This is a genomic window from Paenibacillus sp. FSL M7-0134 (genome assembly GCF_038007865.1).
Classification (GTDB): Bacteria; Bacillota; Bacilli; order Paenibacillales; family Paenibacillaceae; genus Paenibacillus; species Paenibacillus polymyxa_B.
In genome coordinates, this window is the sequence record NZ_JBBOXV010000002.1 from 2,082,414 (window position 1) to 2,096,845 (window position 14,432).

Genomic DNA, 14,432 nt, shown 5'->3' on the forward strand with positions numbered 1-14,432 from the left:
ATGACACAGCAAGATGTTCAATTGTTTTCGCTAAGCCAGCCACAGCAACGGATTTGGTATACGGAGCTTCTGTATCCTAATCGGAACACATCAACAATTATTGCAACAGTAAAAATCAGGGGAACTGTTCGTATAGATGCCTTGCAACAAGCAATGAACCGGGTGATTGCCCAAAATGATTCTTTCCGTATCAAGATCACTGCTCAGGATGGGATTCCATATCAATATGTAGAGCCGTTTACGGCGGAAAGTATAGAAACGCTCCAAGTTACCCCGGAAGAAGCAAAGGAATGGTTAAAGCGCCATAATCCACAGCCATTCTCATTGTTGGATTCGCAGCTGTACCGATTTGTTATCTTGCAGCTCGCAGCAGAAGAAACATGGTTTAATTTTAAAATGCATCATATTATTTCAGATGGCGTGTCCATGAATCAGGCCATTAATGAAATCACCGGACATTATATGGATATTGTGCATGGTACAGGTCAAGATGCACCGACCAAAGGCAATCCCTATCTGGATTTTATCCAGGTAGAGCAAAGCTATGAGCAATCAGACCGTTACCAAAAGGATAAAACGTACTGGACAGAAAAGTTTGCCGATTTGCCAGAGACTACAGGTTTGAAATCATATAACCCGCTGACACTGAGCACAACTGCACGCCGGGAGAGCTTTATACTGGAACATGAGTTGTATCGTGGTGTTACGGCTTTTTGCGAGGAACATAAAATTAGTATTTTCACGTTCTTCCTGGCAGCTCTGTATATTTATTTGCATAAAGTGACGGGAGAGCAGGACCTAACCGTGGGGACACTCTATGCCAACCGTACGTCTAAGAAGGAAAAGGATACCATCGGTATGTTCGTCAGCACCGTGGCTACGCGTCTGTTAGTCGAACCAGAATCCGAACTGCTGACCTTCTTGCAAGGTGTAGGGAAGGAGCAGGCGTCCATTTTGCGGCATCAGCGTTACCCATACAACAAAATTATTCAGGATTTGCGTGAACAGCAAAGCAGTCTGGACATTCAGCGTCTGTTTGGTGCTTCCATCCAGTATCGTACATTGAGTTTCTCCCGGTTTGATGAAGCCATTCAGCAGGTAGATAACGATTTCTGCGGAGATACGGTGAACGACTTCGATATTCACATGGTTGAAATGCTGGATGACGATAGACTCGTGCTGTACCTAGATTATCGTACCGAGCTGTTTAGTGAACAGGAAATTGCTCGAATTATTCGACAATTTTTGAGTGTGGCGGAGCATATGGTGCAGGGCCCACACAAGCGGATACAGGAATTGTCGCTGATCAGTGAGGAAGAACGGGCACAAATCGTCGACGTATTCAATGCTACTGCGGTGGAATATCCACACGAAGCAGGCATTCATGAGTTGTTTGAGGAACAGGCTGAACGTACACCGAATCAGACAGCAGTCGTGTTCGGAAATGCCCGTTTAACTTATGGCGAACTGAATGTAAAAGCAAATCGACTGGCTCACACGTTGCGCGGACACGGTGTTACCGCCGAGCAAACTGTAGGTATCGTTGCTGAGCGTTCCACCGATATGATTGTCGGCATGTTGGCGATTCTCAAAGCGGGCGGCGCATATGTGCCGATTGACCCTGATTATCCGGCTGAACGTGTCCGTTACCTGCTGGAAGATTCGGGGGCGAAGTTGCTGCTGGTGCAGCATGCAGAACAGCAACTGGAGGAATACACCGGAATCGTACTGGATCTGAGCGATGCTAAGGTGTACGGGGCAGAGAATGACCAAGGCTTGAATACCGTACATTGGGAGCAAAACGAGGCTTATCATGCGGATTATACCGATTATACTAATCTGAAAAATGAGATTTTAAATGAATCATCCTCGTCTGTCGTAGACAGCACTGCTGGAGAACAAGAACGTAAATTTGGAAACCGACTAGCTTATTTGATGTACACTTCGGGCACGACCGGACAGCCCAAAGGGGTTATGGTAGAACATCGCAATGTCGTGCGTTTGGTGAAAAGTACAAACTATGCGCAATTAGATGCTGATACACGCATTTTGCAAACTGGCGCCGTTGTCTTTGACGCGTCCACCTTCGAAATTTGGGGTGCGCTATTGAATGGTGGACAGCTCGTGCTGGTAAGTCAGGATGTCATTTTGGACGCTCCAAAGCTCAAGGCAGCCGTGCGCAACCATGGTATCACGACAATGTGGCTGACTGCGCCGCTCTTTAACCAGCTATCTCAGCAGGACTTGGAGCTGTTCGAGGGGGTACAAGAACTGCTGGTCGGTGGTGATGTGCTGTCCGTACCGCACATTAACCGGGTGCTGGAGGCTCATCCGTCCCTGCGGATCATTAACGGCTATGGGCCGACAGAAAATACAACTTTTTCTACAACTCAAGCGATTGCCAGCGTGCAATTGGAAGCGGTGCCGATTGGGCGTCCGATTCACAACTCCACAGCGTATGTCGTAGACCGTTCCATGCAGCTTCAGCCTGTCGGGGCATGGGGGGAGTTGATCGTCGGCGGCGACGGGGTGGCACGTGGCTACCGGAACCGTCCGGATTTAACGGCTGAAAAGTTTGTAGACAGCCCGTTCCGCAGCGGAGAGCGCTGCTACCGCACAGGCGATTTGGTGCGCTGGAATGAGGACGGGACGTTGGAATACAAAGGACGGATTGACGCACAGGTGAAAATCCGGGGCTACCGGATTGAGTTGGGCGAGGTGGAAGCACAGCTGCTGAAGCTGGAGGCGGTGCAAGAAGCCGTCGTCATTGCACGTGAGGATGAGCAGGGGCAAAAGCAGCTCTGTGCATATGTAGTCACCCTTGCGAATATCGCGGCTAGCGAGCTGCGAAGCGCCTTGAGCCAAGAATTGCCGGGTTACATGGTACCGTCATATTTTGTGCAGTTGGAGCAATTGCCGTTGACACCAAATGGCAAAGTGGATCGTCGGGCATTGCCGCAACCAGAAGGAAGCGTGGATTCCGGTGAGGATTACGTAGCGGCACGTAATGAGGTAGAACGTACGCTAGTGTCTGTGTGGCAATCTGTACTTGGTATTGAGCATATTGGTGTGGTGGATAACTTTTTCCATCTGGGGGGCGACTCGATTAAGGCCATCCAGGTGTCTTCAAGACTGCTGCAAAATGGTTACAAGCTGGAAATGAGGGAGTTATTCCAGTATCCGACGATTGCTGAGCTGAATGGACGAGTGCAGCGGGTGAGCCGTGTTTCCGATCAAGGAGAAGTCAGTGGAAACGTGGCATTGACACCGATTCAACACTGGTTCATTGAACAGCAGCCATCCAATCCTGAACACTATAACCAGGCTCTGATGCTGCATCGTGAGGATCGATTGGACGAAACGGCGCTTCGTCAGGCACTGCAACGCATTGTCGAGCACCATGATGCTTTGCGCATCGTATTCCGCCAAAATGCGGACGGTGGGTATGAAGCATGGAACCGTGGCGTGCAAGAAGGAGAATTGTACAGCCTCGAAGTGGTTGATTTTACAAATGAGTCTGACTTTGCTCATTTGCTGGAGAACAAAGCCAGCGAAATTCAAAGCAGTATCCGTCTAGATAAAGGCCCTTTGGTGAAGCTGGGTCTGTTCCGTTGCACCGATGGAGACCATTTGTTGGTAGCGATCCACCATTTTGTGGTCGACGGCGTGTCTTGGCGTATTTTACTAGAGGATTTGGCATCCGGTTATGAGCAGGCTTTACAGGGCGAGTCTGTCCGTTTACCCAACAAAACGGATTCCTTCCGTCTGTGGGCAGATCAGCTATCCGCTTATGCGAACAGTGGAGCGTTGGAGAATGAGCGTGCGTATTGGGAGCAGATTGAGCAAGCAGGGAAGAGTCAGACATCCTTGCCTAAAGATTACACTCGTAAATCTCAGGCTAAGCCACAGCTTCGCGATGATCGGACACTGACAGTAGCGTGGACGGTAGAAGAAACGGAACAATTCTTGAAACAAGCTCATCGTGCCTACAATACGGAAGCAAACGACCTGTTGCTGACAGCTTTGGGCACTGCAATTCAGGAGTGGGCAGGCATCCGTCAGGTGCTTGTAAATCTGGAGGGTCACGGACGGGAAGCCATTTTGCCGGATGTGGATATTACGCGGACGATCGGTTGGTTTACCAGCCAATTCCCGGTTGTACTCGATATGGGCGAGGATCGGAATGTGGGACGGCGTGTCAAGAACGTCAAAGAAGGACTGCGCCGTTTGCCGCATAAAGGGATTGGATACGGGATTTTGAGATATCTTGCTGACAGGGAAGGGGAAGCCCCTTTTATCAGCGAGCCGGAAATCAGCTTTAACTATCTCGGACAATTCGATCAGGATTTAAAGAATAATGCCTTTCGCATGTCTCCTTATTCCATCGGAGCTTCCATTAGTGACACGTTAACCAAGCGGTATGCTCTGGATATCAACGGCATGATCATGGACGGTGCACTGGAGCTGACGATCAGCTACAGCAACAAAACGTTCATGAAAAAGTCAATCAAAAAGCTGGCTGATCTGCTTCAGGAGAGCTTGCGTGAGGTATTGGCTCACTGTGTGGAAAAAGAGTTGCCAGAGCTGACGCCAAGCGATTTGTCCTTCCAAGGACTGACGGCTGGAGAGCTGGATCATATTGTAGAGCAGACGGCTGTTGCGGGAGAACTGGAAAACATTTATTCGCTCACACCCATGCAAAAAGGCATCCTGTTCCACGGCTTAATGGAGCCGAAATCCGGGGCGTACTTTGAGCAGGCGACATTTGATCTGCAAGGCAGCTTTCAAGTGGAGGCTTTTGCCGAAAGCTTAAATCAACTGGTGGATCGCCATCAAATATTCAGAACTAATTTTTATAGCGGCTGGAATGAGCAGCCTTTACAGGTGGTGTACCGCCACAAACATGCCGGGTTCCGTTTTGAAGATGTGCGTTCAATGGGACAAGGAGAGCAGGACGCATACATTGCTGATTTTGCTGAGCGTGACAAAGTCGAAGGCTTTAATTTCAACTCAGGCGAGCTGATGCGGGTGTCTGTTTTGCGTACAGGCGAGGAGTCGTACCGTTTTGTATGGAGCTTCCACCATATTTTGATGGACGGCTGGTGCTTGTTCCTGGTTGTGGGGGAAGCATTTAATACGTACTTTGCCATCCTCGAAGACCGCAAGCCGGAGCTTGTCCCGATAACGCCATACAGCGAATATATTGAATGGCTGGAGCGACAGGACAACGCGGAGGCTGAACGGTTCTGGAGTGATTACTTTGCTGGTTTCGAGCAGCAGACGGTATTGCCGCAGGCAAAACAGCTGGACGGTCACGCTAAAGAATATGAAGCGGACAAGCTTTCGTTTACACTGGGCCGCGAAGTGACGGAACGGATGAACAAGCTGGTTAAGCAAAAGCAAGTGACGGTCAACACCCTTCTGCAAGCAGCATGGGGCGTTGTGCTGCAACGGTATAACAACAGTCGGGATGTTGTATTTGGCAGTGTCGTATCCGGCAGATCAGCGGATATTCCGGGCATAGACAAAATGATTGGTTTGTTCATTAATACGGTTCCTGTACGGATTCACAGTGAGAAAGATATTACGTTTGCTGCGTTAATGAAGCAGATACAGGAGCAGGCACTGGCTTCCCGTGCTTATGAAACCTATCCGTTGTATGAAATTCAGGCCCTGACAGAGCAAAAACAGGACCTGGTGAACCATATTATGGTGTTTGAAAACTACCCAGTGGAACAGCGTATGGAGCAAATGGGTAGCCGTGGTGAGAATGGTTTTACGATTACAAATGCTTCCGTATCGGAGCAAACGAACTATGATTTCAACATTACGGTTGTGCCGGGTGATGAAATTCATGTCCATTTAGAGTACAACGCGCGAGTATTGGAACGTACAGCTATAGAGCAAATCCGCGGGCATTTGCTGCATATTATTGAAGAAGCGATTAACAGACCAGATGCGCTGGTAGATGAGCTTGAGTTGGTGACTGCTTCGGAAAAAGCGAAAATCATCGACGGTTTTGGATCAGTGGGCGTATCTGCATGGAGTAATGAAAAGCAATCAGAAGGGTTGTTCCACGCCTATGTGGAAGAACAAGCGCAGCTTGTGCCGGATCACGTGGCAGTTGTATACGAGGAGCGGCAACTTACGTATCGCGAGCTGAACGAGCGTGGGAACCAACTTGCTCGTAGATTGCGGAATGAAGGCATTGGGCGTGAATCCATTGTTGGTATTTTGAGCGAGCGCTCGGTGGACATGCTGGTCGGCGTATTGGCGGTATGGAAAGCCGGAGGTGCATATGTACCTTTAGATGCGGATTATCCGTCTGACCGTATCCGCTTTATGCTGGAGGACAGCGGTGCTACGGTGCTGCTTACGCAAACAGGTTTGCAGGAGCGTGCCCAAGCATGGCTGAATGAAAGCCGATGGGCTTTGGCCGAAGGAAAGGCTGAGGGTGAGCTGGAAACGGCGGTTAGCATTGAAACGATGGAAAGAGACAGCCTTAATGAGGGATTAAGCTTGAAATCAGATTCGCCATCTGACAGCGAAGCAGCATCCGAATCCGCAGCGAACTTGCGTCTGCATGCCGTGCTGGCGCTGGAAGATGAGTCGCTGTACACCGGGGATCCCACGGATGTGGAGCACATCAATGAGCCGCAGGATCTGGCGTACGTGATCTACACGTCCGGGACAACGGGACGTCCGAAGGGCGTCATGATTGAGCATCGCAGCTTGGTGAATACAGCTGCGGCGTATCGCCGGGATTACCGTCTGAACCAGTTCCCGGTACGGCTGCTGCAATTGGCAAGCTTCTCCTTCGACGTATTCGTCGGGGATATCGCGCGGACGCTTTATAACGGTGGCACAATGGTCATCTGTCCGAAAGATGATCGCATTGACCCAAGCCGTCTATACGGCTGGATTCGCGAATATCAGATTACGGTGTTCGAATCGACCCCGGCCTTGATTGTACCGTTTATGCAGCATGTGCATGAACAGGGACTGGACATGAGCAGTCTGGAATTGCTGATTACCAGCTCGGATAGCTGCAACGTGACAGATTATCGGGTGCTGCAGGAACGGTTTGGCGCAGATATTCGCATTATGAACAGCTACGGAGTCACGGAAGCGGCAATCGACTCCAGCTTCTACGACGAAGAACTGTCGAAGCTGCCGGACAGCGGCAGTGTGCCGATTGGTCAGGCGTGGCTGAATGCGCGCTTCTACATCGTGGACAGCCAGCTGAATCCGGTACCGATCGGTGTGCTGGGCGAGCTGTGCATTGGCGGTGCCGGGGTAGCACGGGGCTACCTGAACCGTGCGGATCTGACGGCCGAGAAATTCGTAGCAAATCCGTATGTACCGGGTGAACGATTGTACCGCACAGGTGACTTGGCGCGGTGGATGCCAGACGGCAATGTGGACTTTATCGGCCGGATGGACTATCAAGTGAAAATTCGGGGCTACCGGATCGAGCTGGGCGAGATTGAAACGGCAATTCAGCGGGTGCCGGGTGTGCGTCAAGCGGTAGTCATCGACCGGACGGACGAACGCGGACACAAGTATTTGTGCGGATACATCACGGGAGAAGCGGAGCTTCGGATCGAGGAGGTACAGGCGGAGCTGGAAGCCGGACTGCCAGCACATATGGTGCCGGCACGCTTGATGCGACTGGAGATGATCCCGCTGACGAGCAACGGCAAAATCGACCGCAAGGCCTTGCCGGAACCGGAAGGAAGCATCCATACCGGCGCAGCCTATGTGGCTCCACGTACTACGGTAGAACAGGTTTTAGCTTCAGTGTGGGCCGGGGTGCTGGGCGTGGAAACGGTAGGCACGCAGGATAACTTCTTTGAACTGGGCGGCGATTCGATCAAAGCGCTGCAAGTATCATCCCGCTTGCTGCAAGCAGGGTATCGACTGGACATGAAGGATTTGTTCAGCAATCCGACGGTAGCGTCACTCAGTCCTTTGCTTCGTACAGATGGCAAGATTGCCAGTCAGGAAGAGGCAGTAGGCCAGGTAGATCTGACACCCATTCAACGGTGGTTCTTCGAGCAACAGCCGGTAGACCTGCACCACAGCAACCAGGCGATGATGCTGTATCGAGCCGGGCGCTTTGACGTCGACGCGCTGCGCTGTACGATGGAACGCATTGTCCAGCATCATGACGCATTGCGCACTGTATTCCGTGAGACGGAGCAAGGCTATGCCGCTTGGAACCGCAGTGTGGTGGAAGGCGAGCTATACACGCTGGACATCGTAGATTTTAGCAGAGTTGAAGACGAATCCACCGCTGTAGAAGCCAAGGCGAGTGAAATTCAAGCAAGCATTCACTTGAGCGAGGGTCCACTTGTGAAGCTCGGTCTGTTCCATTGCGCTGAGGGCGATCATTTGCTAATCGTCATTCATCATTTGGTCGTGGACGGTGTATCGTGGCGTATTTTACTGGAGGACCTGGCATCTGGTTATGAGCAGGCCGTTGAAGGTAAAACAGGCACAGCTATTCGACTGCCGCATAAAACAGATTCGTTCCAGGCATGGGCTAAACAGCTGTCAGCCTACGCGAATAGTGCGACGATAGAGCGGGAGCTCGCATACTGGCAGCATATCGAACAAGCAGAAGCCAGTCTTGCGAAGCCTTTGCCGAAGGATTTTGCGAATGACAATGCACTGCTTGGAGACAGTGAGGTTGTGACGGTCCGCTGGACGAAGCAGGAAACCGAGCAGCTGCTCAAACAAGCTCATCGCGCATACAACACGGAAATGAATGATCTGTTGCTGGCCGCACTCGGCAAAGCCGTGTATGAATGGTCTGGTTCCGAACGGGTGCTGGTTAACTTGGAAGGCCACGGACGGGAAGCCGTTGTACCCGACGTGGATATTACGCGCACAGTCGGCTGGTTTACGAGCCAATTTCCGGTTGTACTGGATGGAAGTCTGGGACAAGGTGGAAATACCGCTCGGCTGATTAAACGGGTCAAGGAAGGGCTGCGTCATATTCCGCAAAAAGGCATCGGCTATGGTATTTTACGATACCTGTCAGATATGAATGTTCTGGAGAAAGCAGGCGTGCAGTTAAAGACTCAGCCTGAGATCAGTTTTAACTATCTGGGCCAATTCGATCAGGATTATAAAGGCAACGATCTGAAGCCTTCCTCCTATTCCATTGGTGTGCCTGTTGGCACGAACGCGGCTATGGATTTTGCACTAGATATCAATGGATTAATCGAGGATGGCGAGCTGATGTTCACTATTCGCTACGGTACCACACAATTCCGGCACGAAACGATTGCACGGCTTGGAGAACTACTGGCATCCGGCTTGCGTGAGGTGATTAGCCATTGCATTGCGCAGGAAAGAACGGTGTTGACCCCAAGTGATGTCTTGTTAAAACATGTAACGCTGGACGAGCTGGAGCAATTGGTGAAAGATACACAAGATATGGGTGAACTAGAAAATGTGTATGCTTTGACGCCGATGCAAAAGGGCATGCTCTTCTTCAGTCTAATGGATGAGAGTTCGGCAGCTTATTTTGAGCAGGCAACCTTTGAATTGAATGGACGTTTTGATGTGGTTGCTTTCAGCAAAAGCTTTGATTTGCTCGTACAGCGTCATGAGGCGTTACGGACGAACTTTATCAGTTCATGGAAGGATGAACCTGTGCAGGTCGTCTTCCGTAATCGTAGCGGGCAATTATATTATGAAGACTTGCGCGGACTAGAAAAAGAGGAACGAGAAGCTTGTGTTGAAGCTTTTGTCATCGAGGATAAAGCGAAAGGATTCAATCTTGCAGAGGATGCACTCATTCGTGTCTCCATTTTGCAAACCGGGGATGATACGTACCACTTTGTTTGGAGCTTCCATCACATTTTGATGGATGGCTGGTGCTTGTCCTTTATGACACAGGAGGTATTCGGTAGCTATCTGGCACTGCGTGCGGGTCATGAGCCAACGCTGGAGCCTGTCACGCCGTTTAGTCGATTTATTGAATGGTTGGAGCGTCAGGACCGTGAGGCGTCCCTGCAATACTGGAGCAGGTATCTGGCTGATTATGAGCAGCAAATTACGCTTCCACAGCAAAAAACACAGCCTAAATCGATGCAAGATGGGGAATATGTTGCTGAAGATCTGGAATGTGACTTCCAGCCGGAGCTGGTTGCTCAGATCGAACGGGTGGCGAAGCAAAATCAGGTGACGGTCAACACGTTGATTCAGACCGTATGGGGCGTTCTGTTGCAAAAATATAACAACAGTTCGGATGTCGTGTTCGGTAGCGTAGTGTCTGGTCGTCCAGGCGATATTCCAGGTGTGGAGCACATGATCGGGCTATTTATTAATACGATTCCAGTGCGTGTGCAGTCTGAAGAGGGCGAAGCCTTTAACGAGCTGATGAAACGAACACAGCGGCAAGCGCTGGCGTCCAATGCCTATGATGCGTTCCCGCTGTATGAAATTCAGGCACTGACCGAGCAGAAGCAGGATTTAATCAATCATATTATGATATTTGAAAATTATCCGGTGGAGCAGCAGGTAGAGCAGCTGGGAGGCCAAGGACAGGAACCGTTCACGATTTCGAATGTGGTGGCTACAGAGCAAACCAACTACGATCTGAACGTAGCCGTTATGCCGGGAGAAGGCATAAAGATTCGCTTTATGTATAACACGCTCTGTTTTGATCGGAAAGGCATTGAGCGTCTGTATGGACATTTTACTCGCCTCCTGGAGCAAATTTCGCTCAACCCAAATGTTCGGGTTGAAGAGTTGGAATTGGTCACAGCAGCGGAAAAACAACAGATTACAGCGGCATTTAATGACACTGCTTGTGCATTTCCGTCCAAACAGACGATCCATCAGCTGTTCGAGGATCAGGTGGAGTGTACGCCAGACCAAGTGGCATTGGTGTTTGGAAATCAGAGTCTGACTTATCGGGAACTGAATGAACGGGCAAACTCATTGGCCCGAATGCTTCAAGCCCAGGGAGTAGGACCTGACAAGCTGGTCGGTCTGATGGTGCAGCGCTCAGTGGAAATGATTGTAGGTCTCCTGGCCGTTCTCAAAGCAGGTGGTGCTTATGTGCCAATCGATCCCGAATTTCCGTCCTCTCGTATTGAATACATGCTGGAAGACAGCGAGGCCGCAGTGCTTCTGACCAGTCGTGAGCTGGCAGAAGAGCACCATTGCCATGCCCATACCATGTTTCTTGAGGATGCCGCATTGTATCAGGGAGAAAGTAGCAACCTGGAGACGATTGCCCGCCCAGAGCTTTTGGCTTACGTCATCTATACCTCGGGTTCGACTGGAAATCCGAAAGGAGTTATGCTCCAGCATCGCTCGGTACTCAACTTTATTACCGGGATGCGTGAAGCCATTGACTTTGAAACGAGCCAAACCATTTTGTCACTCACGACCATTTCATTCGATATTTTCGTCTTGGAAACCATCCTGCCCCTGCTGGGTGGAATGTCTGTTGTGCTTGGCGACCGCCAGCATCAGGTGAATCCTCAGGCGCTTGGTGAGTTGATTACTCAACATTCTATTGAGATGTTGCAAATGACCCCATCCCGGCTGCAAATGCTGCTGGGTCATGAAGCAGGTTCCCGCGCGCTGCGAAACGTGAAGGTCATTATGGTCGGGGGTGAAGCCCTTCCGTCCAAGCTGCTCACAGCACTGCAAGAAATAAACGGTCCCCGCATTTATAACATGTACGGACCTACAGAAACGACGGTGTGGTCGGCCGTACAGGAACTGACCCATGCTCAAGACATTAATATCGGACGTCCTATCGCGAATACCCAAATCTATATCATGAATGCGAGTGGAGAGTTGCAGCCAGTCGGTGTGCCGGGCGAGTTATGTATTGCAGGGGAAGGATTAGCCCGTGGGTATTGGAAACGTGAAGAACTGACGGCTGAGAAATTTGTAAATAATCCATTTGCTGGTGGCAAGGCAGGCCATGAGCGGATGTACCATACAGGCGATTTGGCGAGATGGACGCCGGACGGCAACATTGAATATTTGGGGCGGATGGACCATCAGGTCAAAATCCGGGGCTACCGGATCGAACTGGGCGAGATCGAATCGCAGCTGTTGCAGGTGGAGTCGGTACAAGAAGCGGTCATCATGGCCCGTGGGGACGAAACGGGCCAAACACAGCTCGTGGCGTACTACGTCGCGAGTCAAGAGCTTGGCCCCGGTGAGCTGAGACATGAGCTGGGGCGGGAATTGCCAAGCTATATGATGCCGTCGTATTTCATTCAGTTGGAGCAGATGCCGCTGACACCAAACGGTAAAACCGACCGCAAGTCCCTGCCAGCACCGGAAGGCAGCCTGCAAAGCGGAGCAGATTATGTAGAGCCGCGCACTGCACCGGAACGGGCACTCGTAGCGGTCTGGCAATCCGTCCTAGGCGTGCCAACCGTCGGAATGTTGGACAATTTCTTTGACCTGGGCGGCGATTCGATCAAGGCGATTCAAATCGTGTCCCGTGCGTTCCAGGCAGGCTACAAGCTGGACATGAAGGATTTGTTCCGCTATCCCCTCGTCGCAACCCTGGCACCGCATATGCACGAGGTCAGTCGTATGGCAGATCAGGGAGAAGTGAGCGGAGAAACGGCGTTGCTTCCGATCCAGCACGGGTTCTTTGCACAGGAGCAAGTGGATGCGCATCACTTTAATCAGGCCGTTATGCTGCACCGGGAGCAGGGGTTTGACGAAGCTGCTCTGCGTCAGGCGCTTATCAAGCTGACGGAGCACCACGATGCTCTGCGGATGGTGTTCAGCAAGACCGAGCAAGGCTATAAAGCATGGAACCGCAGAATACAGGAAGGCGAGCTGTATCACCTGGACGTGCTGGACTTTAGCAATTTGACGGATGAAGTCATGCTCAGCGCGGCAATTGAAGCGAAATCCACCGAAATTCAAAGCAGTATCCAACTGCATGAAGGGCCGCTGTTAAAGGCTGGTTTGTTCCACTGTGCAGACGGGGATCATCTCCTGATGGCAATTCACCATTTGGTGGTGGACGGGGTATCCTGGCGTATTTTGTTCGAGGATTTGGCTACTGCCTATGAACAGGCTGTTCATCAGGAAGTGCTTCAGCTGCCGGACAAAACGGATTCCTTCCGTTCCTGGTCACAAAAACTTTCCACCTATGCGAATAGCACAGCTATGGACAGTGAACACGCCTACTGGGAGCAACTGAACGCTGCCGCTTGGGCTGACCAAGTACGTTTGCCTGAGGATCAAGCGCAGGCTGAGCCATTTACCTTGGCTGACACGGATACAGTGGTCGTCCAGCTTACGGAAGAAGAGACTGAACGGCTGTTGAAGCAAGCACACCGCGCATATAACACGGAAGTGAATGATCTGCTTCTGACTGCTTTGGGCATGATGCTGTACACATGGACCGGCCATGAACGCAGCCTGATCAACCTGGAGGGACACGGACGTGAGGATATTTTGCCGGATATGGACATTTCTCGTACGGTAGGCTGGTTTACGAGTCAATATCCGGTATTGCTGGACATCGGTCGTGATCACGCCTTGTCGGGACACATCAAACAGGTCAAAGAGAGTCTGCGTCATATTCCGAATAAAGGAATGGGCTACGGAATCTGGAGATATTTGAGTGAATCCGGCCAAGCCGTTGGTCAGCAAGCAGATGCACAGCACCTTGGTCAATATCAAGTTTTTGTCGAGCCACAAGTGAGCTTTAACTATCTCGGCCAGTTTGATCAGGACTTGCAAAATAGCGATATGCGTTGGTCTCCTTACTCGATTGGATCGGTCGTTAGTGACCGGACGAAGATGAAATATGCTCTGGATGTGAGCGGAATCGTAACGAACGGCATCCTGGAACTGGGCATTCGGTATAACGGCAAAGCCTTTCGTAAGGACACCGTCCACATGCTGGCTAATCTGTTAAAATCCAACCTGCTTGAAATGATCGAGCATTGTGTTACGCAGGAGCGGACCGAATTGACTCCAAGTGATGTATTGCTAAAAGGTCTGACCCTGGAGCAATTAGATACGATTAAGGAGCAGACCAAGACGGTTGGGGAATTGGAAAATATGTATCCGTTAACCCCCATGCAAAAGGGGATGCTGTTCCATAGTCTGATGAATGCAGAAACAGGCGTGTATTTTGAGCAGGCGACCTTTGATCTGGAGGGCCACTTGGAGCCGTCCCTATTCGAGGAAAGCTTGAAGCTGCTGGTTAGCCGGCATGCTATATTACGGACGAATTTCTACAGCGGCTGGTATGGTCAACCGTTGCAGATCGTCTATCGTCATAAAAATCCGAGCTTCCGTTATGAGGATGTCCGAGGGCGTGAGCACGCTGTAGCTGAATTTGTGGCCCAGGATAAAGCTCAAAACTTTGATTTAGGCAAGGATGCGCTCATGCGCGTAACCGTCTTCCGCACGGGTGA

1 protein-coding gene (only partly in view) is annotated in these 14,432 nt (G+C 50.8%); it reads left to right on the plus strand.

What is annotated here, in order from left to right; genetic code table 11:
- Positions 1-14,432: the 5' portion of a non-ribosomal peptide synthase/polyketide synthase gene (locus tag NSQ58_RS25160; RefSeq protein WP_341058403.1), read on the plus strand. Its footprint extends 27,925 nt past the window's final position; the window shows 14,432 of its 42,357 coding nt (coding positions 1-14,432); its start codon is at positions 1-3; its stop codon lies off the right edge, out of view.